At 70.6% G+C, this 22,804-nt stretch carries 34 protein-coding genes and 2 pseudogenes; 34 read left to right on the top strand and 2 right to left on the bottom strand.

The window, feature by feature from the left end:
• The first annotated feature begins 55 nt into the window (after window positions 1–55).
• The 34 genes and pseudogenes from fusA to truA all read left to right on the top strand — a co-directional run bounded on the left by fusA (window position 56) and on the right by truA (window position 21,678).
• On the top strand, window positions 56–2,143 hold the full coding sequence (gene fusA / locus NH342_RS09430) for an elongation factor G (RefSeq protein ID WP_253014073.1): 2,088 nt from the start codon (window positions 56–58) through the stop codon (window positions 2,141–2,143).
• Window positions 2,144–2,244: 101 nt separating this feature from the next.
• Window positions 2,245–3,438: an elongation factor Tu gene (gene tuf / locus NH342_RS09425; protein WP_091061388.1), complete on the top strand. Its 1,194-nt coding sequence runs from the start codon at window positions 2,245–2,247 to the stop codon at window positions 3,436–3,438.
• A 126-nt stretch (window positions 3,439–3,564) separates the two neighbouring features.
• Window positions 3,565–3,870, top strand: coding sequence for a 30S ribosomal protein S10 (rpsJ, locus tag NH342_RS09420; RefSeq protein WP_014742859.1), 306 nt, complete (start codon window positions 3,565–3,567; stop codon window positions 3,868–3,870).
• A gap of 13 nt (window positions 3,871–3,883) precedes the next feature.
• The gene (gene rplC / locus NH342_RS09415; RefSeq protein ID WP_253014071.1) at window positions 3,884–4,549 is read left to right on the top strand and encodes a 50S ribosomal protein L3; all 666 of its coding nucleotides are present in this window, start codon (window positions 3,884–3,886) and stop codon (window positions 4,547–4,549) included.
• Window positions 4,546–5,307, top strand: a complete 762-nt coding sequence (rplD, locus tag NH342_RS09410; protein ID WP_253014058.1) for a 50S ribosomal protein L4 — start codon at window positions 4,546–4,548, stop codon at window positions 5,305–5,307. Before rplC ends, rplD begins: the two co-directional genes overlap by 4 nt.
• Window positions 5,304–5,606, top strand: a complete 303-nt coding sequence (rplW, locus tag NH342_RS09405) for a 50S ribosomal protein L23 (RefSeq protein WP_153359824.1) — start codon at window positions 5,304–5,306, stop codon at window positions 5,604–5,606. Before rplD ends, rplW begins: the two co-directional genes overlap by 4 nt.
• Window positions 5,607–5,660: 54 nt before the next feature.
• Window positions 5,661–6,494: a 50S ribosomal protein L2 gene (gene rplB, locus NH342_RS09400; RefSeq protein WP_091555267.1), complete on the top strand. Its 834-nt coding sequence runs from the start codon at window positions 5,661–5,663 to the stop codon at window positions 6,492–6,494.
• 17 nt (window positions 6,495–6,511) lie between these two features.
• Complete coding sequence (gene rpsS, locus NH342_RS09395; RefSeq protein ID WP_091061398.1) at window positions 6,512–6,793, top strand: 30S ribosomal protein S19; 282 nt, start codon at window positions 6,512–6,514, stop codon at window positions 6,791–6,793.
• Between the two features lie 22 nt (window positions 6,794–6,815).
• Window positions 6,816–7,169 (top strand): annotated as a pseudogene (gene rplV / locus NH342_RS09390) (50S ribosomal protein L22); the annotation flags it as partial.
• Window positions 7,170–7,279: 110 nt separating this feature from the next.
• Window positions 7,280–8,203, top strand: coding sequence for a 30S ribosomal protein S3 (gene rpsC / locus NH342_RS09385; RefSeq protein WP_308200631.1), 924 nt, complete (start codon window positions 7,280–7,282; stop codon window positions 8,201–8,203).
• A 3-nt stretch (window positions 8,204–8,206) separates the two neighbouring features.
• Entirely contained in the window at window positions 8,207–8,623 is a 417-nt protein-coding gene (gene rplP, locus NH342_RS09380) for a 50S ribosomal protein L16 (protein WP_091555275.1), read from the top strand.
• Window positions 8,623–8,856: a 50S ribosomal protein L29 gene (gene rpmC / locus NH342_RS09375; protein WP_091061857.1), complete on the top strand. Its 234-nt coding sequence runs from the start codon at window positions 8,623–8,625 to the stop codon at window positions 8,854–8,856. The genes rplP and rpmC overlap by 1 nt, the downstream gene beginning before the upstream one ends.
• Entirely contained in the window at window positions 8,853–9,161 is a 309-nt protein-coding gene (gene rpsQ, locus NH342_RS09370; RefSeq protein WP_305884876.1) for a 30S ribosomal protein S17, read from the top strand. Before rpmC ends, rpsQ begins: the two co-directional genes overlap by 4 nt.
• Before the next feature lie 213 nt (window positions 9,162–9,374).
• On the top strand, window positions 9,375–9,743 hold the full coding sequence (rplN, locus tag NH342_RS09365) for a 50S ribosomal protein L14 (protein ID WP_091555279.1): 369 nt from the start codon (window positions 9,375–9,377) through the stop codon (window positions 9,741–9,743).
• A gap of 23 nt (window positions 9,744–9,766) precedes the next feature.
• Window positions 9,767–10,081: a 50S ribosomal protein L24 gene (rplX, locus tag NH342_RS09360; RefSeq protein ID WP_091061859.1), complete on the top strand. Its 315-nt coding sequence runs from the start codon at window positions 9,767–9,769 to the stop codon at window positions 10,079–10,081.
• Window positions 10,082–10,083: 2 nt separating this feature from the next.
• Window positions 10,084–10,668, top strand: a complete 585-nt coding sequence (gene rplE, locus NH342_RS09355; protein WP_253014056.1) for a 50S ribosomal protein L5 — start codon at window positions 10,084–10,086, stop codon at window positions 10,666–10,668.
• A gap of 19 nt (window positions 10,669–10,687) precedes the next feature.
• Window positions 10,688–10,873 carry a type Z 30S ribosomal protein S14 gene (locus NH342_RS09350; protein ID WP_014742845.1) on the top strand — a complete coding sequence of 62 codons (186 nt, stop codon included), beginning with the start codon at window positions 10,688–10,690 and terminating at the stop codon, window positions 10,871–10,873.
• 99 nt (window positions 10,874–10,972) lie between these two features.
• Window positions 10,973–11,383: a 30S ribosomal protein S8 gene (rpsH, locus tag NH342_RS09345; protein WP_091061410.1), complete on the top strand. Its 411-nt coding sequence runs from the start codon at window positions 10,973–10,975 to the stop codon at window positions 11,381–11,383.
• Between the two features lie 13 nt (window positions 11,384–11,396).
• Window positions 11,397–11,936 carry a 50S ribosomal protein L6 gene (rplF, locus tag NH342_RS09340; RefSeq protein WP_253014054.1) on the top strand — a complete coding sequence of 180 codons (540 nt, stop codon included), beginning with the start codon at window positions 11,397–11,399 and terminating at the stop codon, window positions 11,934–11,936.
• A complete protein-coding gene (gene rplR / locus NH342_RS09335; protein WP_253014053.1) occupies window positions 11,936–12,352 on the top strand; it encodes a 50S ribosomal protein L18 in 417 nt (138 codons plus the stop codon). The genes rplF and rplR overlap by 1 nt, the downstream gene beginning before the upstream one ends.
• Window positions 12,353–12,398: 46 nt before the next feature.
• Window positions 12,399–13,028, top strand: coding sequence for a 30S ribosomal protein S5 (rpsE, locus tag NH342_RS09330; protein WP_253014052.1), 630 nt, complete (start codon window positions 12,399–12,401; stop codon window positions 13,026–13,028).
• Between the two features lies 1 nt (window position 13,029).
• Window positions 13,030–13,212, top strand: a complete 183-nt coding sequence (gene rpmD, locus NH342_RS09325; RefSeq protein ID WP_253014050.1) for a 50S ribosomal protein L30 — start codon at window positions 13,030–13,032, stop codon at window positions 13,210–13,212.
• A 28-nt stretch (window positions 13,213–13,240) separates the two neighbouring features.
• Window positions 13,241–13,678, top strand: coding sequence for a 50S ribosomal protein L15 (gene rplO, locus NH342_RS09320; RefSeq protein ID WP_374209423.1), 438 nt, complete (start codon window positions 13,241–13,243; stop codon window positions 13,676–13,678).
• 89 nt (window positions 13,679–13,767) lie between these two features.
• Window positions 13,768–15,078, top strand: coding sequence for a preprotein translocase subunit SecY (gene secY, locus NH342_RS09315; protein ID WP_253014046.1), 1,311 nt, complete (start codon window positions 13,768–13,770; stop codon window positions 15,076–15,078).
• Complete coding sequence (locus NH342_RS09310) at window positions 15,078–15,683, top strand: adenylate kinase (protein WP_253014044.1); 606 nt, start codon at window positions 15,078–15,080, stop codon at window positions 15,681–15,683. Before secY ends, NH342_RS09310 begins: the two co-directional genes overlap by 1 nt.
• A 78-nt stretch (window positions 15,684–15,761) precedes the next feature.
• Window positions 15,762–16,565 (top strand): type I methionyl aminopeptidase, encoded by an 804-nt coding sequence (gene map, locus NH342_RS09305; protein WP_253014042.1) that lies wholly within the window; start codon window positions 15,762–15,764, stop codon window positions 16,563–16,565.
• A 261-nt stretch (window positions 16,566–16,826) separates the two neighbouring features.
• Window positions 16,827–17,048 (top strand): translation initiation factor IF-1, encoded by a 222-nt coding sequence (gene infA, locus NH342_RS09300; protein WP_012950459.1) that lies wholly within the window; start codon window positions 16,827–16,829, stop codon window positions 17,046–17,048.
• A gap of 68 nt (window positions 17,049–17,116) precedes the next feature.
• Window positions 17,117–17,230 carry a 50S ribosomal protein L36 gene (gene rpmJ, locus NH342_RS09295; RefSeq protein WP_012950458.1) on the top strand — a complete coding sequence of 38 codons (114 nt, stop codon included), beginning with the start codon at window positions 17,117–17,119 and terminating at the stop codon, window positions 17,228–17,230.
• 14 nt (window positions 17,231–17,244) lie between these two features.
• Window positions 17,245–17,619, top strand: coding sequence for a 30S ribosomal protein S13 (gene rpsM, locus NH342_RS09290; protein WP_091061434.1), 375 nt, complete (start codon window positions 17,245–17,247; stop codon window positions 17,617–17,619).
• A 117-nt stretch (window positions 17,620–17,736) separates the two neighbouring features.
• Window positions 17,737–18,141 carry a 30S ribosomal protein S11 gene (gene rpsK / locus NH342_RS09285; RefSeq protein WP_055764664.1) on the top strand — a complete coding sequence of 135 codons (405 nt, stop codon included), beginning with the start codon at window positions 17,737–17,739 and terminating at the stop codon, window positions 18,139–18,141.
• Between the two features lie 45 nt (window positions 18,142–18,186).
• Window positions 18,187–18,813, top strand: coding sequence for a 30S ribosomal protein S4 (rpsD, locus tag NH342_RS09280; protein ID WP_253014040.1), 627 nt, complete (start codon window positions 18,187–18,189; stop codon window positions 18,811–18,813).
• A gap of 98 nt (window positions 18,814–18,911) precedes the next feature.
• Window positions 18,912–19,976: a DNA-directed RNA polymerase subunit alpha gene (locus NH342_RS09275; RefSeq protein ID WP_253014025.1), complete on the top strand. Its 1,065-nt coding sequence runs from the start codon at window positions 18,912–18,914 to the stop codon at window positions 19,974–19,976.
• A gap of 131 nt (window positions 19,977–20,107) precedes the next feature.
• Window positions 20,108–20,455, top strand: a pseudogene (rplQ, locus tag NH342_RS09270) (50S ribosomal protein L17); the annotation flags it as partial.
• A gap of 374 nt (window positions 20,456–20,829) precedes the next feature.
• A complete protein-coding gene (gene truA / locus NH342_RS09265) occupies window positions 20,830–21,678 on the top strand; it encodes a tRNA pseudouridine(38-40) synthase TruA (protein WP_253014023.1) in 849 nt (282 codons plus the stop codon).
• Here truA and NH342_RS09260 read toward each other — a convergent pair.
• Window positions 21,675–22,334: an NAD(P)-binding oxidoreductase gene (locus tag NH342_RS09260; protein WP_253014021.1), complete on the bottom strand. Its 660-nt coding sequence runs from the start codon at window positions 22,332–22,334 to the stop codon at window positions 21,675–21,677. The genes truA and NH342_RS09260 overlap by 4 nt on opposite strands.
• 10 nt (window positions 22,335–22,344) lie before the next feature.
• Window positions 22,345–22,804, bottom strand: a 460-nt coding sequence (locus NH342_RS09255; RefSeq protein ID WP_253014019.1) for a molybdenum cofactor guanylyltransferase, incomplete at its 5' end; no start/stop codon positions are given.

Below are 22,804 nucleotides of genomic sequence, written 5' to 3'. Positions count from 1 at the left end.
ACCCCGGGCCACCCCCGGGGACCCGCGTCAGGAACCAGAGCAGGAGAGGCAGGACATGGCCAACCTCGTCAAGACCCGCAACATCGGGATCATGGCGCACATCGACGCCGGCAAGACCACCACCACCGAGCGGATCCTCTTCTACACCGGGATCAACTACAAGATCGGTGAGGTCCACGACGGCGCCGCCACGATGGACTGGATGGAGCAGGAGCAGGAGCGCGGCATCACCATCACGTCGGCCGCGACGAAGTGCTCCTGGAACGGCTTCGACATCAACATCATCGACACCCCCGGGCACGTCGACTTCACCGTCGAGGTCGAGCGCTCGCTGCGCGTCCTCGACGGTGCGGTCGCGGTGTACGACGGTGTCGCCGGCGTGGAGCCGCAGACCGAGCAGGTCTGGCGCCAGGCCGAGAAGTACGGCGTGCCGCGCATGTGCTTCGTCAACAAGCTCGACCGCACCGGTGCGAACTTCTTCCGCTGCGTCGACATGATGGTCGAGCGCCTGGGCGCCAACCCGCTGGTGCTGCAGATCCCGATCGGCGCCGAGGGCGACTTCATCGGCGTCGTCGACCTGGTGCAGATGCGGGCCCTGACCTGGCGCGGTGAGACCAAGCTGGGCGAGGACTACGCCATCGAGGAGATCCCGGCCGAGCTCGCCGAGCAGGCCGAGGAGTACCGCACCAAGTTCCTCGAGAACCTGGCCGACTTCCACGACGAGATCATGGAGGCCTACCTGGGCGGGGAGGACATCCCGGTCGAGACCCTCAAGGCCGCGATCCGGAAGTCCACCATCGCCGGCGAGGTCAACCCGGTCGTCACCGGTTCGGCGTTCAAGAACAAGGGCGTGCAGCCCATGCTCGACGCCGTCACCGACTACCTGCCCAGCCCGCTGGACGTCGAGGCGATCGTCGGCACCGCGCTGGACGGCGAGACCGAGGTCCTGCGGCACGCCGACGAGTCCGAGCCCTTCTCGGCCCTGGCGTTCAAGATCCAGACCGACCAGCACCTGGGCAAGCTGACCTACATCCGCGTCTACTCCGGCAAGCTCGACGCCGGGTCCCCGGTGCTCAACAGCACCAAGGACCGCAAGGAGCGGGTCGGCAAGATCTACCAGATGCACGCCAACAAGCGTGAGGAGCGTGCCGGCGTGGGCGCCGGCGAGATCGTCGCCGTCAACGGCATGAAGGGCACCACCACCGGTGACACACTCTGCGACCCGCAGAAGCCGGTGATCCTCGAGTCGATGACCTTCCCCGCGCCGGTCATCTCGGTGGCGATCGAGCCGAAGACCAAGAGCGACCAGGAGAAGCTGGGCACGGCGATCCAGAAGCTCGCCGAGGAGGACCCGACCTTCCAGGTCCGCCTGGACGAGGAGACCGGCCAGACCGTCATCTCCGGCATGGGCGAGCTCCACCTGGAGATCCTGGTCGACCGCATGCGGCGTGAGTTCAACGTCGAGGCCAACGTCGGCAAGCCCCAGGTCGCCTACCGCGAGACGATCCGCAAGACCGTCGAGCGGCACGACTACACCCACAAGAAGCAGACCGGTGGGTCGGGCCAGTTCGCGAAGGTGCAGATCGCCCTCGAGCCGCTGGAGATGACCGCGGACTCGGCGACCTACGAGTTCGAGAACAAGGTCACCGGTGGTCGCATCCCCAAGGAGTACATCCCCTCGGTGGACGCGGGCATGCAGGACGCCATGCAGTACGGCATCCTCGCCGGCTACCCGATGGTCGGGGTCAAGGCCCTGCTCCTGGACGGCGCCTACCACGAGGTCGACTCCTCGGAGATGGCGTTCAAGATCGCCGGTTCGGCCGCCTTCAAGGAGGCCGCGCGCAAGGCCAGCCCCGCGCTGCTCGAGCCCCTGATGGCCGTCGAGGTCGTCACGCCCGAGGAGAACATGGGCGACGTCATCGGCGACCTCAACTCCCGCCGTGGCACCATCCAGGCGATGGAGGAGCGTTCCGGCTCCCGCGTCGTCCGGGCCCTGGTGCCGCTGTCGGAGATGTTCGGCTACGTGGGTGACCTGCGCAGCCGCACCCAGGGTCGGGCGAGCTACACCATGGTGTTCGACACCTACGCCGAGGTGCCCGCCAACGTGGCCAAGGAGATCATCGCCAAGGCCACCGGCGAGTAGGACCCGGTCCGGGCCGCTCCTCCGGCGGCCCGACCCGCGGGCACCCGCCCGCACCCGTTCTCGCGCAGCACTGCGACAGACCAACCCAGAGAGGAACCCCAGTGGCCAAGGCCAAGTTCGAGCGGACCAAGCCGCACGTCAACATCGGCACCATCGGGCACATCGACCACGGGAAGACGACGCTGACCGCGGCGATCACCAAGGTCCTGCACGACAAGTACCCGAACCTCAACGAGGCGTCCGCGTTCGACCAGATCGACAAGGCGCCCGAGGAGAAGGCGCGTGGGATCACGATCTCCATCGCCCACGTCGAGTACCAGACCGAGAACCGCCACTACGCGCACGTCGACTGCCCCGGGCACGCCGACTACATCAAGAACATGATCACTGGTGCGGCGCAGATGGACGGCGCCATCCTCGTGGTCGCCGCGACCGACGGCCCCATGCCGCAGACCAAGGAGCACGTGCTCCTGGCCCGCCAGGTCGGCGTCCCCTACATCGTGGTGGCGCTGAACAAGGCCGACATGGTCGACGACGAGGAGATCCTGGAGCTCGTCGAGCTCGAGGTCCGCGAGCTGCTGTCGGAGTACGAGTTCCCGGGCGACGATCTGCCGGTCGTGCGCGTCTCGGCGCTGAAGGCGCTCGAGGGCGACGCCGAGTGGGGCGACAAGCTCATGGAGCTCATGGACGCCGTCGACGCCTCCATCCCCGAGCCCGAGCGCGAGATCGACAAGCCGTTCCTCATGCCCGTCGAGGACGTCTTCACCATCACCGGCCGCGGCACCGTCGTGACCGGTCGCGTGGAGCGCGGCATCGTCAAGGTCTCCGAGGAGATCGAGATCGTCGGCATCCGCCCGACCTCGACCAAGACGACCGTCACCGGCGTCGAGATGTTCCGCAAGCTGCTCGACCAGGGCCAGGCCGGCGACAACGTGGGCCTGCTGCTGCGCGGCATCAAGCGCGAGGACGTCGAGCGCGGCCAGGTCGTCGTGAAGCCCGGCTCGATCACCCCGCACGTCAACTTCGAGGGCTCGGTCTACATCCTCTCGAAGGACGAGGGCGGTCGGCACACGCCGTTCTTCAACAACTACCGTCCGCAGTTCTACTTCCGGACCACGGACGTGACCGGCGTCGTCACGCTGCCCTCGGGCACCGAGATGGTCATGCCCGGTGACAACACCGAGATGACGGTCGAGCTGATCCAGCCCATCGCCATGGAGGAGGGTCTGCGCTTCGCCATCCGCGAGGGCGGCCGCACCGTGGGCGCCGGCCGGGTCACCAAGATCCTCAAGTGAGTCCCCGGTGGGCGGCGGCCTGACCGGCCGCCGCCCACCACCCGGGTCGTCCCCGGGAACACCCCGGGTCGACCGACCCAGCAATGACCCCGAGCACCACCCGATCGGCAGGAGCGAGACAAGGCGATGGCGGGACAGAAGATCCGCATCCGGCTGAAGGCCTACGACCACGAGGCCATCGATGCCTCGGCGCGGCGCATCGTGGACACGGTGACGAAGACCGGAGCGCGCGTCGTCGGCCCGGTGCCGCTGCCGACCGAGAAGAACGTGTACTGCGTCATCCGCTCGCCGCACAAGTACAAGGACTCGCGCGAGCACTTCGAGATGCGTACGCACAAGCGTCTCATCGACATCCTCGACCCGACGCCGAAGACGGTCGACGCGCTCATGCGCATCGACCTGCCGGCCTCGGTCGACGTGAACATCCAGTAAGGGTTTCGGGACAATGGCGAGCACATTCCGTGGTCTCCTCGGCGAGAAGCTGGGGATGACCCAGGTCTTCGACGAGAACAACCGCATCGTGCCGGTGACCGTGGTCAAGGCCGGCCCCTGCGTGGTGACCCAGGTCCGCACCCCCGAGGTGGACGGCTACTCGGCCATCCAGATCGGGTTCGGCGCGATCGACCCGCGCAAGGTGAACAAGCCCGAGGGCGGGCACTTCGCCAAGGCGGGCGTGACCCCGCGCCGGCACCTGGTCGAGCTGCGCACCAAGGACGCCGGCGACTACACCGTCGGCCAGGAGCTGACCGCCGACGTGCTGGCCGAGCTGGCCACCGTCGACGTGATCGGCAAGAGCAAGGGCAAGGGCACCGCCGGTGTCATGAAGCGCCACGGGTTCAAGGGCCTGGGCGCCGGGCACGGCGTGCAGCGCAAGCACCGTTCCCCGGGCTCCATCGGTGGCTGTGCCACCCCGGGCCGGGTCTTCAAGGGTCTGCGCATGGCCGGGCGCATGGGTGCGGTCACCACGACCACCCTGTCGCTGAAGGTGCACAAGGTCGACACGGAGAAGGGTCTGGTGCTCCTCAAGGGCGCCGTCCCGGGTCCGAAGGGTGGGCTGGTCCTCGTCCGTTCCGCGGTCAAGGGCGGCCCCGTGGGGAGTGACGCGAAGTGACCACGTCTGCCGCCGAGCGCGCGGACAAGACCGTCGACGTCCTGGACGCGACGGGCACCAAGAGCGGGACCGCCACCCTCCCGGGTGCGCTGTTCGACGCCGACGCCAACCTGTCGCTCATGCACCAGGTCGTCGTGGCCCAGCTGGCCGCGGCGCGCCAGGGCACGCACGCCACCAAGACCCGCGCCCAGGTCAGCGGCACCGGCGCCAAGCCGTACCGCCAGAAGGGCACCGGCCGGGCCCGTCAGGGTTCGCTGCGCGCGCCGCAGTTCGAGGGCGGTGGCATCTCGCACGGGCCGCAGCCGCGCAACTACGAGCAGAAGACCCCGAAGAAGATGAAGGCCGCTGCTCTGCGCGCTGCCCTCTCCGACCGGGCCCGCGAGGACCGCGTGCACGTGGTCAGCGCCTTCGTCGCCGGCGACGCGCCCTCGACCAAGGCCGCCCGCGCCGCGCTGGAGGCCGTCACGACCTCGGCGAAGGTGCTCGTCGTGCTCGACCGCGACGACGTCCTGAACTGGGTCAGCCTGCGCAACCTGGGCAACGTGCACCTCATCGAGGCCGGGCAGCTGAACACCTACGACGTGCTCTGCGCCGACGAGGTCGTGTTCACCGAGGCCGCGCTGGCCGAGTTCGTCGCTGGCCCGGTCAAGGGCGGCCGCGGGCGGGCCAGCAGCTCCGAGGTCCCCGACCTGGAGACCCACGAGATCGACAGCGAGGTGCCGTCGATGGCGCCCGCGACCACCGAGGAGAAGGCATGAGCGTCCGCGACCCCCGGGACGTCCTGCTGTCCCCGGTCATCTCGGAGAAGAGCTACGGGCTGCTGGACGAGAACAAGTACACGTTCATCGTCCGCCCGGACGCGAACAAGACCCAGATCAAGATCGCTGTGCAGCAGGTCTTCAACGTGAAGGTGCTGTCCGTCAACACGATCAACCGCCAGGGCAAGCGCAAGCGCTCGCGCGGCGCGGTGATGGGCAAGCGCAAGGACACCAAGCGCGCCATCGTGTCCGTCGCCCCCGGTGACCGCATCGAGCTGTTCGGCGGCCCGGGCGCCTGACGGCGACCGGACCAGCGACCGCACGCCAGATCAGACAGGGACTGAGTAGGAACCATGGCCATCCGTAAGTACAAGCCGACGACGCCGGGCCGCCGCGGCTCGTCCGTCGCCGACTTCGCCGAGGTCACCCGCGACCACCCCGAGAAGTCGCTGGTCCGCCCGCTGCACGGCCGGGGCGGTCGCAACGTCCACGGCCGCGTCACCGCGCGCCACCAGGGCGGCGGGCACAAGCGTGCCTACCGGCTGATCGACTTCCGCCGGGCCGACAAGGACGGCGTGCCGGCCACCGTCGCGCACATCGAGTACGACCCCAACCGCACCTCGCGCATCGCGCTGCTGCACTACGCCGACGGCGAGAAGCGCTACATCATCGCGCCGGCCCGCCTCAAGCAGGGCGACGCGGTGGAGTGCGGGCCCAACGCCGACATCAAGCCCGGCAACAACCTTCCGCTGCGCAACATCCCGGTCGGCACGGTCGTGCACGCCATCGAGCTGCGTCCCGGTGGCGGCGCCAAGATCGCCCGCTCGGCCGGCACCAGCGTCCAGCTGGTCGCCCGCGAGGGCCGCTTCGCGCAGCTGCGCATGCCCTCGGGCGAGATCCGCAACGTCGACGTGCGCTGCCGCGCCACCGTCGGCGAGGTGGGCAACGCCGAGCAGTCGAACATCAACTGGGGCAAGGCCGGCCGCATGCGGTGGAAGGGCAAGCGCCCCACCGTCCGCGGTGTCGCCATGAACCCGGTCGACCACCCGCACGGTGGTGGTGAGGGCAAGACCAGCGGTGGTCGCCACCCGGTCAACCCCAAGGGCAAGCCGGAGGGCCGCACGCGCAAGCGCAAGGCCTCCGACGCCATGATCGTGCGCCGTCGTCGCACCAACAAGAAGCGCTGAGCAGGTAGGGGAAGACCATGCCAAGGAGCCTGAAGAAGGGCCCGTTCGTCGACGACCACCTGCTCGCCAAGGTGGACGCCCAGAACGAGAAGGGCACCAAGAACGTCATCCGCACCTGGTCGCGGCGCTCGACGATCATCCCGGACATGCTCGGCCACACCCTGGCCGTGCACGACGGCCGCAAGCACGTCCCGGTCTTCGTGACCGAGGCCATGGTCGGGCACAAGCTCGGCGAGTTCGCGCCCACCCGCACCTTCCGTGGGCACGTCAAGGACGACCGTCGGTCGCGGCGCGGCTGAGCGGGACGAGGAGAGCATCACGATGACTTCCCAGCTGGGGACCGACGCACCGGTCGCCCGGGCCACGGCCCGGTTCGTCCGCGTCACCCCGATGAAGGCCCGGCGGGTGGTGGACCTGATCCGCTACCTGCCCACCGACGAGGCGCTGGCGTTGCTGCGCTTCGCCCCGCAGACCGCCAGCGAGCCGGTGGCCAAGGTCGTCGCCTCCGCGGTGGCCAACGCCGAGCACAACCTGCAGCTCGACCCGGCCGCGCTGGTCGTCAGCGCCGCCTACGTCGACGAGGGCCCGACCCTCAAGCGCATCCGGCCGCGCGCCCAGGGGCGGGCGTTCCGGATCAACAAGCGCACCTCGCACATCACCGTCGAGGTCAGCGAGGTCGCCTCGAGCGCCGAGCTCGCCGCGCGGTCGCGCAAGGCACGTCGTGAGACCGGCCAGTCCGGCCCCGCGACCCAGCAGAAGACCAACACGAAGGGAGGGACCCGCTAGTGGGTCAGAAGGTCAACCCCCACGGGTTCCGCCTCGGGATCACCACCGACTACAAGTCGCGCTGGTTCGCCGACAAGCAGTACGCGGACTACGTCAAGGAGGACGTGGCCATCCGCAAGCTGATGGGCAAGGGCATGGAGCGTGCCGGCATCTCGAAGGTGGAGATCGAGCGCACCCGTGACCGCGTCCGCGTCGACATCCACACCGCGCGCCCGGGCATCGTCATCGGCCGCCGCGGCGCCGAGGCCGACCGCATCCGCGGCGAGCTGGAGAAGCTCACCGGCAAGCAGGTGCAGCTGAACATCCTCGAGGTCAAGAACCCCGAGTCCGACGCCCAGCTCGTCGCGCAGGGCGTGGCCGAGCAGCTGTCCAGCCGCGTCAGCTTCCGCCGCGCGATGCGCAAGGCCATGCAGTCGGCCCAGCGCAGCCCGCAGGTCAAGGGCATCCGGGTGCAGTGCTCCGGTCGCCTGGGCGGCACCGAGATGAGCCGGTCGGAGTTCTACCGCGAGGGCCGGGTGCCGCTGCACACGCTGCGCGCGAACATCGACTACGGCATCTACGAGGCCCGCACCACGTTCGGCCGCATCGGCGTGAAGGTCTGGATCTACAAGGGCGACGCGAGCGGCTCCCGCGCCGAGCGCGAGGCCCTCGAGGCCCTGGCCGCCCGCCAGCAGCGCCGGGAGCGCACCCAGCGGCCCCGCCGCTCGGGCTCGACCGGCACCACCGCCGGTGGCACCGAGGCCGGTCGCGCCGCGGCCGAGACCCCGGTCGACACCACCGCCACCACCGAGGCCCCGGTCGAGGACACCACCGCCACCGCGGTGGAGACCCCGGTCGAGACCACCGCGCAGGGCACCGGCGAGACCGCCGGCGCCGAGGGCACCGCCGCCGAGGCGACCGGTGCCGAGACCACGGAGGGCTGATCGATGCTGATCCCGCGTCGCGTCAAGCACCGCAAGCAGCACCGTCCCGACCGCACCGGCCGGGCCAAGGGCGGCACCGCGATCAACTTCGGCGAGTACGCCATCCAGGCCCTGGAGCCGGCGTACGTCACCAACCGGCAGATCGAGTCCGCTCGTATCGCCATGACCCGCCACATCCGGCGTGGCGGCAAGGTGTGGATCTCGATCTACCCCGACCGCCCGCTGACCAAGAAGCCCGCCGAGACCCGCATGGGTTCGGGCAAGGGCTCGCCCGAGTGGTGGGTCGCCAACGTGAAGCCCGGCCGCATCATGTTCGAGCTGTCCGGTGTCGACGAGCCCATCGCCCGCGAGGCGATGCGCCGCGCCATCCACAAGCTCCCCATGAAGTGCCGCTTCATCACCCGTGAAGGAGAGGTGTGATGGCTGCCGGCCTCACCGCCCCGGAGCTCCGTGAGCTCTCGGTGGACGAGCTCGCCACGCGTCTGCGTGAGTCGAGGGAAGAACTGTTCAACCTGCGGTTCCAGGTGGCCACCGGCCAGCTGGACAACAACCGGCGGCTGCAGACCGTCCGCCGCGACATCGCCCGGATCTACACGATCATGCGCGAGCGCGAGCTGGGCCTGTCGGTCGCCCCGAACGAGGGTGTGGCATGAGCGAGACCACCAACGAGACCAACGAGGCCGTCGCCTCCGGTCCCGGCCTGGCCGGTCGTGGCTACCGCAAGGTCCGTGAGGGCCTGGTCGTCTCCGACAAGATGGACAAGACCATCGTCGTCGAGGTCGAGGACCGGGTGAAGCACGGCCTGTACGGCAAGGTCCTGCGCCGCACCAGCAAGCTGAAGGCGCACGACGAGGACGGCACCGCCGGCATCGGCGACCGCGTCCAGATCATGGAGACCCGCCCGATGTCGGCCACCAAGCGCTGGCGTCTGGTGACCGTGGTCGAGAAGGCCAAGTAGGCCTGCACGACGTCCCAGGTCCGGTGTGACGACGCCCCCGTGGAAACGGGGGAGCCGTTGCGCGTACCCTGGACCACTGGCGCCTCCGAGGAGGCGCCGCAACCCGGGACCTGACGGCCGGCGGCGCGAGCCGCCGGCTGTCGCACGTGGGTCCCGACCGCCGCTTCACCGACTCGGCCCGGCGGTCAACCTCACCACCTCAGGAGCTACGCAGTGATCCAGCAGGAGTCACGACTGCGGGTCGCCGACAACACCGGTGCCAAGGAGATCTTGTGCATCCGTGTCCTCGGCGGGTCCGGTCGTCGCTACGCGGGCATCGGCGACGTCATCGTCGGCACCGTGAAGGACGCCATCCCCGGCGCGGGGGTCAAGAAGGGCGACGTGGTCAAGGCCGTCGTCGTCCGCACCGTCAAGGAGCGGCGCCGTCCCGACGGCTCCTACATCCGCTTCGACGAGAACGCCGCCGTCATCATCCGCGACAGCGGTGACCCGCGCGGCACCCGCATCTTCGGCCCCGTCGGCCGCGAGCTGCGCGACAAGCGCTTCATGCGGATCATCTCGCTCGCCCCGGAGGTGTTGTGACCATGGCGGAGAAGACCCCCTCCCTGAAGGTCAAGAAGGGCGACCAGGTCGTCGTCCTGTCCGGCAAGGACAAGGGTGCGAAGGGGCGCGTCATCGCCGCCTTCCCCAAGACCGGCAAGGTGCTCGTCGAGGGCATCGGCCGGGTCAAGAAGCACACCCGCGTGAGCACCAGCCAGCGGGGCTCGCAGTCGGGCGGGATCGTCACCCAGGAGGCGGCCATCCACGTGAGCAACGTGATGGTCATCGACTCCGAGGGCAAGCCGACCCGCGTCGGCTACCGCAAGGACGAGGACGGACGCAGCATCCGGGTCTCGAAGCGCACCGGTAAGGACCTCTGAACATGAGCGCACCCACCCGAGAGCTGCCCCGGCTGCTCGCCCGCTACCGCGAGGACATCGCGCCGGCGCTGCAGAACGAGTTCGGCTACGCCAACGTCATGCAGATCCCCGGTCTGACCAAGATCGTGGTCAACATGGGCGTCGGCGAGGCCACCCGCGACGCCAAGCTGATGGACGGCGCGGTCCGCGACCTGACCGCCATCACCGGCCAGAAGCCCGCGGTCGTGCGGGCCCGCAAGTCCATCGCCCAGTTCAAGCTGCGCGAGGGCATGCCGATCGGCGCCAAGGTCACCCTGCGCGGGGACCGCATGTGGGAGTTCCTGGACCGGCTGCTGAGCCTGGCCCTGCCCCGCATCCGCGACTTCCGCGGCCTGAACCCCAAGCAGTTCGACGGCCACGGCAACTACACGTTCGGGCTGACCGAGCAGTCGATGTTCCGCGAGATCGACGTGGACAAGATCGACCGTCCGCGCGGCATGGACATCACGCTCGTCACCACCGCCACCACCGACGAGGAGGGTCGCGAGCTGCTCAGCCTGCTGGGCTTCCCCTTCGCCGGCCAGACCGTCGTCCAGACGACCCGCTGAGCCGGGAACAGGAGACACCATGGCCAAGAAGGCGCTCGTCAACAAGGCGGCCCGCACCCCGAAGTTCAAGGTCCGCGGCTACACGCGGTGCCAGCGCTGCGGTCGCCCGCACGCGGTGTTCCGCAAGTTCGGGCTGTGCCGCATCTGCGTCCGGGAGATGGCCCACGCGGGCGAGCTCCCCGGCGTGACCAAGTCCTCCTGGTGACCTGCACCCCGTAGGCCACCACCACCCTGCACCACCCGATCACCGACAGGCCCCCGCACGGCGCGGAGGGAACCGCGGTGAGAGAGGCACGACCGACACATGACGATGACCGACCCGATCGCGGACATGCTCACGCGGCTGCGGAACGCGAACTCCGCGTACCACGACGCCGCGGCCATGCCGTCGTCGAAGCTCAAGACCAAGATCGCCGAGATCCTCCAGCAGGAGGGCTACATCGCCGGCTGGAAGGTCAACGACGTCGAGAAGGACGGCCAGGTCCGCAAGGAGCTGGTGGTCGACCTGAAGTACGGCCCCAACCGCGAGCGGAGCATCGCCGGCGTCCGGCGCGTCTCCAAGCCCGGTCTGCGGGTCTACGCCAAGTCCACCGCGCTGCCCAAGGTCCTCGGCGGTCTCGGGGTGGCGATCATCTCCACCTCGACCGGTCTGCTGACCGACAAGCAGGCGAACAAGAAGGGCGTGGGTGGGGAAGTCCTCGCCTACGTCTGGTAAGGGAGCGCACCAGATGTCTCGAATCGGACGACTCCCCGTCACCGTCCCGGGCGGCGTCGACGTCGCCATCGACGGTCGCACCGTGAACGTGAAGGGCCCGAAGGGCTCCCTCGCCCACACCCTCGCCTCGCCGATCTTCGTCGAGAAGGACGACTCCGGCGCGCTGCTCGTGCAGCGCCCGGACGACGAGCGCGAGAGCCGCGCGCTGCACGGCCTCTCCCGCACCCTGATCGCCAACATGATCACCGGCGTCACCGAGGGCTACACCAAGACCCTCGAGATCGTCGGCGTCGGCTACCGCGTGCAGGCCCGCGGCTCGGACCTCGAGTTCGCGCTCGGCTTCAGCCACCCGGTGCTGGTGAAGGCGCCCGAGGGCATCACCTTCACCGTCGAGGCCCCGACCCGCTTCAAGGTCAGCGGCATCGACAAGCAGCAGGTCGGCGAGGTCGCCGCCAAGATCCGCAAGCTGCGCCGGCCCGACCCCTACAAGGGCAAGGGCGTCCGGTACCAGGGCGAGGTCATCAAGCGCAAGGTCGGGAAGACGGGCAAGTGATGGCAGACACCAAGACCAACGAGAAGTCGGCCCGGGTGCACAAGCCCGTCGGCACCGACATCAGCACCGCGCGGCGGCTGTCGCGCGCCCGCCGGCACAACCGGCTCCGCAAGCGCGTGGCCGGCACCCCCGAGCGCCCCCGCATGGTGGTCAAGCGCAGCTCGCGCCACGTCCACGTGCAGGTCGTCGACGACACCCAGGGCATCACCCTGGTCAGCGCCTCGACCATGGACGCCTCGCTGCGCGGCACCGCCGGGGACAAGTCGGCGCTGGCGCGCCAGGTCGGCGCGCTCGTGGCCGACCGGGCCAAGGCCGCCGGCATCACCGCCGTGGTCTTCGACCGGGGCGGCAACCGCTACCACGGCCGCCTCGCGGCGCTCGCCGACGGCGCCCGCGAGGGCGGGCTGGACTTCTGATGGGCGCCCAGCAGCTCATGACCACGCAGATCGAGAGGGACTTCTGATGCCAGGACCACAGCGACGCGGCGGTGGCGCCGGCGGTGCCGGTGGCACCGGCGGCAACGACCGACGTGACCGGCGGGACGGCGGCGGCCGCGGCCCCGGCGGCCCGGCCGAGAAGAGCCAGTTCCTCGAGCGGGTCGTGGCCATCAACCGCGTGTCCAAGGTCGTCAAGGGTGGTCGGCGCTTCAGCTTCACCGCCCTGGTGATCGTCGGCGACGGCGACGGCACCGTGGGCGTCGGCTACGGCAAGGCCAAGGAGGTGCCCGCGGCCATCGCCAAGGGCGTCGAGGAGGCCAAGAAGCACTTCTACCGCGTGCCGCGCATCGCCAGCACCATCCCGCACCCGGTGCAGGGCGAGGCCGCTGCCGGTGTCGTGCTGCTCAAGCCCGCCAGCCCCGGTACCGGCGTCATCGCCGGTGGTCCGGTGCGTGCGGTCCTCGAGTGCGCCGGCATCCACGACGTGCTGTCCAAGAGCCTCGGGTCCTCCAACCCGATCAACATCGTCCACGCGACCATGCAGGCGCTGAAGGACCTCGTCCGCCCCGAGGAGATCGCGGCCCGCCGCGGTCTGCCCCTGGAGGACGTCGCCCCCGCCGCCATGCTTCGGGCGCGTGCCGGTCAGGGGGTGTGACGTGGCGCAGCTGAAGGTCACCCAGATCAAGTCCGGGATTGGCACCAAGCCCAACCAGCGGCAGACCCTCCGGTCGCTCGGCCTCAAGCGGATCAACCACACGGTCGTCCAGGAGGACCGCCCGGAGATCCGCGGGATGGTCGCCACGGTGACCCACCTGGTCTCCGTCGAAGAGATCGCCTGAGCGGTCGAGAAGGAACACTGACATGACTCTGAAGGTCCACCACCTGCGTCCGGCCCCCGGCGCCCACACCAAGAAGACCCGCGTGGGTCGTGGTGAGGGTTCCAAGGGCAAGACCGCCGGTCGCGGTACCAAGGGTTCGGGCGCCCGCGTGCAGGTCTCCGCACGCTTCGAGGGTGGCCAGACCCCGCTGTACATGCGACTGCCGAAGCTGTCGGGCTTCACCCCGCGGAACAAGGTCGTCTTCCAGGTCGTCAACCTGGACAAGATCGCCTCCCTGTTCCCCGACGGTGGCCCGGTGAACCCGGAGACGCTGGCCCAGGCCGGCGCCGTCCGTCGCAACCAGCCCGTGAAGGTGCTCGGCACCGGCGAGCTGGGGGGCGTCGCGGTCGAGGTCTCGGCCCACGCCTTCTCCGCGTCCGCGGCCGAGAAGATCGCCGCGGCCGGGGGCAGCACCACCCAGCTGTGAGTCGGCCCCCCTGGTCCGCCCGGTGACCCGGGCGGACCAGGGGGCCTTCTGCTGTTGTTAACCTCGCACGACCGACTCGGGGAGGGCACGTGCTGCAGGCGTTCGCCGCGGCGTTCCGGACGCCAGACCTCCGGCGCAAGCTGTTGTTCTCCCTGGCGATCATCGCCGTGTACCGGCTCGGCGCCAGCGTGCCCGGGCCGGGGGTCTCCATCGAGGCCATCAACAGCTGTCTCGACCAGGCGCAGGCCTCCGACCAGCGCGACGTCTACTCGCTGGTCAACCTGTTCTCCGGCGGCGCGCTGCTGCGGCTGTCGATCTTCGCGCTCGGGATCATGCCGTACATCACGGCGAGCATCATCGTGCAGCTGCTGGTCGTGGTCATCCCGCGGTTCGAGCAGCTGAAGAAGGAAGGGCAGTCGGGCCAGCAGAAGCTGACCCAGTACACCCGCTACCTGACGATCGCCCTGGCGGTCCTGCAGAGCACCGGGATCATCGCGCTGGCCCGCAGCGGCCAGCTGTTCCCCAACTGCCAGCAAGAGCTCATCCCCTCGCAGTCGATCTGGACCACCGTCGTCCTGGTCATCGCGCTCACCGCGGGCACCGCCATGATCATGTGGCTGGGCGAGCTGCTCACCGAGAAGGGGATCGGCAATGGCATGTCCGTGCTGATCTTCACCTCGATCGCCGCGCGCATCCCCGCCGAGGGCGGGTCGATCCTGCAGTCCCGCGGCGGCCTGGTGTTCGCGCTGGTCTGCGTGCTGGCCCTGGTGGTCATCGCCTCGGTCGTCTACGTCGAGCAGGCGCAACGCCGCATCCCGGTGCAGTACGCCAAGCGCATGGTCGGCCGGCGGATGTACGGCGGCACCTCGACCTACCTGCCGCTGAAGGTGAACCAGGCCGGTGTCATCCCGGTCATCTTCGCCTCGTCGCTGCTGTACCTGCCGCAGCTGATCAGCCAGCTGCAGGGGGACTCGGCCGGCTCGGTCCGGCAGTTCTTCGAGACCTACGTCATCAACCAGTCCAGCCCGGTGCACATCGCGATCTACTTCGGCCTGATCGTGTTCTTCACGTACTTCTACGTGTCGATCACGTTCAACCCGGAGGAGCGGGCCGACGACATGAAGCGCTACGGCGGCTTCATCCCCGGCATCCGCCCCGGCCGGCCGACCGCCGAGTACCTGCAGTACGTGCTGTCCCGGATCACCCTGCCCGGGTCGATCTACCTCGGCCTCGTCGCGGTGCTGCCCAACCTCTTCCTGTCGATCACGCAGGAGGGCCAGAACCAGAACTTCCCGTTCGGCGGGACCGCAGTGCTGATCATGGTGGGAGTGGGCTTGGAGACGGTGAAGCAGATCGAGACGCAGCTCAACCAGCGCAACTACGAAGGGTTCCTGAAGTAGTGCGCGTCGTCCTCCTGGGGCCCCCCGGAGCGGGCAAGGGCACCCAGGCGCAGATCATCGCCGGCCGCCTCGGCGTCCCGGCCATCTCGACCGGCGACATCTTCCGGGCCAACGTCAGCGGGCAGACCGAGCTCGGCACGCAGGCCAAGGTCTACATGGACGCCGGCGACCTCGTGCCCGACGAGATCACCGTGGCCATGGTCCGCGACCGGCTCGCCGAGCCCGACGCCAAGGCCGGCTTCCTGCTCGACGGGTTCCCCCGGACCATCGCCCAGGCCGAGCAGCTGCGTGACTCGCTGGCCGAGCTCGGCCAGGAGCTGACCTGCGTGCTCGAGCTCGTGGTCGACGAGGAGGAACTCGTCCGGCGGCTGTCGGGCCGGGTGGTCATCGTCGACGGCAAGCCCGTGCAGCGCGAGGACGACAAGCCCGAGACCGTGCGGCACCGGCTGGAGGTCTACCACCGCCAGACCGAGCCGCTGTCGGGCTGGTACGCGCGGGCGGGGCTCCTGGCCCGCATCGACGCGATCGGCGAGATCGACGAGGTCACCGGCCGCGCGATGGCCGCCCTCGCCGAGGCCGACGACACCGACGACCCGCAGGGCTGACCCGGTGCGCCGCCGGGGGTCCCGGTGACGTCCGGGCTCCTCGGGCGGCTGCCGTTGCTGGCCCGGTGGAGGGGACGCATGATCCAGATCAAGACCGCGCACGAGATCGAGCTGATGCGGGCCGCCGGCCTGGTCGTGGCCGGTGCGCTGGCCGCCGTCCGGGCCGAGGTCCGGGCCAGGGTGACCACCGCCGAGCTCGACGCCGTCGCCGAGGACCACATCCGGTCCGCCGGCGCGGTGCCCTCGTTCCTGGGCTACCACGGGTTCACCGGGACGATCTGCGCCTCGGTCAACGACGAGGTCGTGCACGGCATCCCCGCCGCCGGCCGGGCGCTCGCCGAGGGCGACAACATCTCCATCGACTGCGGGGCGATCCTCTCCGGCTGGCACGGGGACTCGGCGATCACCGTGACGGTGGGGGAGCCCTCGGCCTCCGACGCCGCCCTCATCGCCGCCACCGAGCGCTCGATGTGGGCCGGCCTGGCCAAGGCGGTGGCCGGTGGCCGGCTGACCGACATCAGCTCCGCGGTGGAGGACTCCATCACCGCCGAGCCGCACCGCTACGGCATCGTCGACCACTACGGCGGCCACGGCATCGGCACCGAGATGCACCAGGACCCGCACGTGCTGAACTACGGCCGCCCGGGCCGCGGCCCCAAGCTGGTGCCCGGGCTCGCGCTGGCCATCGAGCCGATGGTGACCGTCGGGGACCCGTCGACCGTGGAGCTCGAGGACGGCTGGACCGTGGTGACCGAGGACGGTTCGCGGGCCGCGCACTTCGAGCACACCGTCGCCATCACCCCCGAGGGGCCGTGGGTGCTCACCGCCGAGGACGGCGGCGTCGCCGGTCTCGCCCCCTTCGGCATCACGCCGCGCACCTGACCCCGCTCACCTGACCGCGCGCAGCTGATCAGCGCCCCGGGTCACACGACCCGGGGTTGGAACGGCTGTGACCTGCGGGGTACAGTGGCCGCTGGCGTTCGCGCCGTCCGTCGTCGTGCTGTGGCCGCATGCCGTCGGGCGCCCTCTGCGAGTACGCCCGCACCAGACACCCAGCACCACCCATCCGCGCCTGCACCGGCGCCGGTGGGACGCGAACCGGCGTGCGCCGGAGGAACACCAGATCGGGAGGCCGTACAGGGAATGGCGAAGAAGGACGGGGCCATCGAGGTCGAGGGTCGAGTCGTCGAGCCGCTCCCCAACGCGATGTTCCGGGTGGAGCTCCAGAACGGGCACCGGGTGCTCGCGCACATCAGCGGCAAGATGCGGCAGCACTACATCCGCATCCTGCCCGAGGACCGCGTGGTCGTGGAGCTCTCGCCCTACGACCTGACCCGCGGTCGCATCGTCTACCGCTACAAGTGACCCGTGGTGGGTCCGGCCACGACAGCCGGGTCCGCCACCACGAACTACAAGGAATGAGGGCGGCACCGGTGAAGGTCCAGCCGTCGGTGAAGAAGATCTGCGACAAGTGCAAGGTGATCCGCCGGCACGGCCGGGTCATGGTCATCTGCGACAACGCCCGGCACAAGCAGCGCCAGGGCTGAGGGAGTAACAGGACATGGCACGACTGGCCGGCGTCGATCTGCCCCGCGAGAAGCGGATGGAGATCGCGCTCACCTACATCTACGGGATCGGTCCGACCTCGGCGAAGGCCACCCTGGCCGCAACCGGCGTCAGCCCGGACCTGCGCGCCAAGGACCTCTCCGACGAGGACCTGCTGAAGCTGCGCGACTACATCGACGAGCACTTCCGCGTCGAGGGTGACCTGCGCCGCGAGGTGGCCGCCGACATCCGCCGCAAGGTGGAGATCGGGTGCTACCAGGGTCTGCGTCACCGCCGCGGCCTGCCCGTCCGCGGGCAGCGCACCAAGACCAACGCGCGCTCCAGCAAGGGCCCGCGCAAGACCATCGCCGGCAAGAAGAAGGCCCGCTGACCCCAGCGGTAGCCCTCACCGGCACCAGCCCCGGCCGTCGCGCCCCCGCAGAGGGGGCGGCCGCGGGCTCCTGCACCACCTCGAGCTCTACACGGCCACGAACGAGAAGAGAGAGTCATGCCTCCCAGGGCACGCGCGGCAGGCGCCAAGAAGGTGCGCCGCAAGGAGAAGAAGAACGTCGCCCACGGCGCGGCGCACATCAAGAGCACCTTCAACAACACGATCGTGTCGATCACCGACCCCACGGGCAACGTGATCAGCTGGGCCTCGGCCGGGCACGTCGGGTTCAAGGGCTCCCGCAAGTCCACGCCGTTCGCGGCGCAGATGGCTGCCGAGAACGCTGCGCGCAAGGCGCAGGAGCACGGCATGCGGAAGGTCGACGTCTTCGTGAAGGGTCCCGGCTCCGGCCGCGAGACCGCCATCCGCTCCCTCCAGGCCACCGGCCTCGAGGTCGGGCAGATCTCCGACGTCACCCCCCAGCCGCACAACGGCTGCCGCCCCAAGAAGCGCCGCCGGGTCTGACCCGCGCCTTCTCTGACTCACTCTTAGAAACCAGGGAGACCCGACGTGGCCCGTTACACCGGAGCCGACTGCCGCCTGTGCCGGCGCGAGAAGATGAAGCTGTTCCTCAAGGGCAGCAAGTGCGAGTCCGCCAAGTGCCCGATCGAGATCCGCCCCTACCCCCCGGGCGAGCACGGTCGTGGCCGCACCAAGGACAGCGAGTACCTCCTGCAGCTGCGCGAGAAGCAGAAGGCCCGCCGCATCTACGGCGTGCTGGAGAAGCAGTTCCGCGGCTACTACGAAGAGGCCAACAAGAAGACCGGCAAGACCGGTGAGGTCCTGCTGCAGATCCTCGAGTCCCGCCTGGACAACGTGGTCTACCGCGCCGGCTTCGCGAAGTCCCGCGACATGGCCCGCCAGCTGGTGCGCCACGGCCACATCAAGGTGAACGGCCGCAAGGTCGACATCCCCTCCTACCGCGTCTCGGCCAACGACATCGTCGAGGTCGCCGCGAAGTCGGCCGAGATGGTGCCCTTCCAGGTCGCCCAGGCCGAGGCCGGCTCCCGGCCGGTGCCCGCGTGGCTCGAGGTCATCTCCAGCCAGCTCAAGGTGCTCGTCCACTCGATCCCGGCCCGGCAGGTCATCGACACGCCGGTCCAGGAGCAGCTGATCGTCGAGCTGTACTCCAAGTAAGCGCACCACGACGGGGCGGGCGGACAGAAGCCCGCCCCGTCGGCACGTCCCCTCACGGCGTCATATGGCGGTCGCCGGAGGACCAGAAGGAGATCGACATGCTCATCGCACAGCGCCCCACCCTCACCGAGGAGACCATCGACGCCTCCCGGTCGCGGTTCGTCATCGAGCCGCTGGAGCCGGGCTTCGGTTACACCCTCGGCAACTCCCTGCGCCGCACCCTGCTGTCCTCGATCCCCGGTGCCGCGGTTACCAGCATCCGCATCGAGGGCACCCTGCACGAGTTCACCACCGTGCCGGGGGTCAAGGAGGACGTCACCGAGCTGATCCTCAACCTCAAGGGCCTGGTCGTCAGCTCCGACTCCGACGAGCCAGTGACGATGTACCTGCGCAAGCAGGGCCCCGGTGAGGTCACCGCTGCCGACATCGCGCCCCCGGCCGGCGTCGAGGTGCACAACCCCGACCTGCACATCGCGACCCTGAACGCGAAGGGCCGGCTGGAGATCGAGCTGGTCGTCGAGCGCGGTCGCGGCTACGTGCCGGCCACCCAGAACAAGCAGCCGGGCCAGGAGATCGGTCGCATCCCCGTCGACTCGATCTACTCCCCGGTGCTCAAGGTGACCTACGCCGTCGAGGCCACCCGCGTCGAGCAGCGCACCGACTTCGACCGGCTGGTCGTCGACGTCGAGACCAAGCCCTCCATCGAGCCGCGCGACGCGATCGCCTCCGCCGGCTCGACCCTGGTCGAGCTGTTCGGTCTGCTGCGCGAGCTGAACGTCGACGCCGAGGGCATCGAGGTCGGGCCCAGCCCGGCCGAGGCCGCCGACATCGCCAACTTCTCGATGCCCATCGAGGACATGGACCTCACGGTCCGGTCGTACAACTGCCTCAAGCGCGAGGGCGTGCACACCGTCGGTGAGCTCGTCACGCGCTCGGAGGCCGACCTGCTGGACATCCGCAACTTCGGTGCGAAGTCCATCGACGAGGTCAAGCTCAAGCTGGCCGCCATGGGTCTGGCGCTCAAGGACAGCCCGCCCGGGTTCGTCCCCACCTCGGTGGAGAGCTACGACGAGACCTACGACGACAGCTACCCCGGTGAGGCCCAGTACGCCGACGGGCAGGACTACGCCGAGGGCGACTACCGCGAGACCGAGCAGCTCTGATCGACGGAACCCGCCGCCCCGACCCGGGGCGGCGGGTTCCCGCCGGGAGCGGCACCTGCCGCGACCGGAGTTCCACCCGTCAGTGACACGCGCGGCCGGCAGTACCCCGGCGGCCTGAGGAAGGACCTCCCATGCCCACCCCCACCAAGGGCCCCCGCCTCGGCGGTTCGCCGTCGCACGAGCGGCTGATGCTGGCGAACCTCGCCACCTCGCTGTTCGAGCACGGCCGGATCACCACCACCGAGACCAAGGCCAAGCGGCTGCGCCCGCTGGCCGAGAAGCTCGTGACCCTGGCCAAGCGCGGTGACCTGCACGCCCGCCGCCAGGTGATGACCCAGATCCGGGACAAGAACGTGGTCCACCACCTCTTCGCCGAGATCGGCCCCCGGTACGAGAACCGCCCCGGCGGCTACACCCGGATCACCAAGGTCGGTCCCCGCAAGGGCGACAACGCGCCGATGGCCGTCATCGAGCTCGTCGAGGCCCTGACCGTCGGCCAGCAGGCCGTCGGCGAGGCCGAGCGCGCCCGCGGCACCCGGTTCGCCTCCGGTGCCGGTTCGGCCGCCGCGGCCGGTGAGGTCAGCGCCTCCTCGACCGAGATCGCCGACGAGGCCAGCGACCAGGCCGACGCCGAGGCCACCGCCACCGAGGTGTTCACCCCGGACGACGAGGCCCAGGACGAGACGACCACCGAGCCGGAGCCCACCGCCGAGAACGGCGTCGTGGTCGAGGCCGACGGCGTCTCGCCCGAGGTCGCCGACGCCGCCGCCGCGGAGGTCAACGCGGCGGAGAACACCGACGCCGCCACCGCCGGCGACGACGCACCCGGCGGGGAGTCCGAGCCCGACCCGAAGTGACACCCAGCTCCGTCGACGAGCCCGCCACCGCTCCCGGTGGCGGGCTCGTCCGCGTCCGGCTGGACATCGCCTACGACGGCACCCACCTGCACGGCTGGGCGCGGCAGCGCTCGGTCCGCACGGTGCAGGCCGAGCTCGAGCTCGCGCTGTCCACGGTGCTGCGGCACGACGTCGACCTCACCGTCGCGGGGCGCACCGACGCCGGCGTGCACGCCCGCGGCCAGGTCGCCCACCTGGACCTACCGGTAGCCGTGTGGGCGGAGCACCGGGACCGGCTGCTGCGGCGGCTGCGCGGCACGCTGCCGCCCGACGTGGCGGTCACCGGGGCCGCGGCCGCGCCCGACGGGTTCGACGCCCGGTTCGCCGCCCTGGCCCGGCACTACGCCTACCGGCTGACCGACGCCGTCGCCGGCCCACCACCGCTGCGCCGGTTCGACACGGTCGGCTGGCCGCGCCCGCTCGACGTGCCCGCCATGCGGGTGGCCGCTGCGCTGCTGCTCGGCCAGCACGACTTCGCCGCCTTCTGCCGGCGCCGCGAGGGCGCGACCACGATCCGGGTGCTGCAGGCCCTCGACGTGGCCCGGGAGGGTGGTCTGGTGACCGTGTCGGCGTCCGCGGACGCCTTCTGCCACTCCATGGTGCGCAGCCTCGTCGGCGCCCTGCTCGCGGTGGGGGAGGGCCGGCGTCCTCCGGAGTGGCCGGCCGGCTTGCTGGCCCGCACCACCCGCTCGGACGAGGTACCGGTGGCCCCCGCGCACGGGCTGACCCTGCTGGCGGTGGACTACCCGCCCGACGACCAGCTCGCCGCCCGCACCGTCGTCACCCGCGCGCGGCGGGACGCCTAGGCAGCCGCGACGGCCTCCGCCACGGGGGTGTCCCCGCCGGTGAGCTCCAGCACCCCGGTGTGCGGGGTGTCCAGCAGCGCGACCAGCACGGCGGCGACGTCGTCCCTGCTCACCTCGCCCCGGTCCACCGACGGCGCCAGGTGCACCGTCCCGGCCCCCGGGTCGTCGGTGAGGGTGACCGGCCGCAGGACGGTGGTGTCCAGCCCGTGCCGCGGCAGCACGTCCTGCTCGGCGGCCAGCTTGGCCCGCAGGTAGGCGACGAACACCTCGTCCACGCCGTCGGGGGTCGCGCCGTCGGCCACGGCGTCCACGCCGTAGGAGGACACCAGCAGGTAGCGGCGGACCCCGGCGGCCTCGGCGGCGTCGGCCAGCAGCACCGCGGCGGCCCGGTCGACGGTGTCCTTGCGCGCGATCCCGCTGCCCGCGCCGCCGCCGGCGGCGAACACCACCGCGTCGGCCCCGCGGACGACGTCGGCCACCTGCTCCACCGAGGCCTGCTCCAGGTCCAGCACCACGGGTCGGGCGCCGTCGGACCCCAGGTCCGCGGCGTGGTCGGGGTTGCGCACCACCCCGGTGACGGTGTCGCCGCGGGCGGCGAGCAGGCGGGTCAGGCGGCGGGCGATCTGGCCGTGGGCTCCGGCGATGGCGACGTGCATGGTGCCGCCGCTACCCCGGCGGGCGGCGCGGGACACCCGCGGCGGCCCGTGCCCGCTCGAGGTCCGCGGGGGTGTCGCAGTCGGTCCAGGGCGGGGGGACACCGGGGACGACGTCCGGGCGGTACCGCCGGACGGCCAGGTCGGCCAGCACGGCGCGCATCGACGTCGGCCCGTCGACCCCGGCGACGGCGGCCCGCAGCGCCGCGGTGCGCCACACCCCGAGCAGGTGCTGGTCCCGGCCCGTCGCGTCCACGACGACCACGCCGTCGCCGGTCAGCCGTTCCCGCAGCGCGGTGACCACGGCCGGGGTGAGGAACGGCAGGTCGGCGGCGAGCACCGCGACGACCTCCGCGCCCTCGACGGCGTCCAGGCCGGCCCGCAGCCCGCGCACCGGACCGCCCCCGGGCGGGACCTCGCGGACCACGACGACCCCGGCCGGCACCGGCTGCGGCGGGCCGACGACCACGCGC

Origin of the sequence: Klenkia sp. PcliD-1-E (assembly GCF_024124375.1) — a bacterium.
In the GTDB taxonomy this organism is placed as follows: domain Bacteria; phylum Actinomycetota; class Actinomycetes; order Mycobacteriales; family Geodermatophilaceae; genus Klenkia.
The sequence above is the reverse complement of the archived record's forward strand: the minus strand, read 5'-3'. Positions and strand labels throughout refer to the sequence as shown.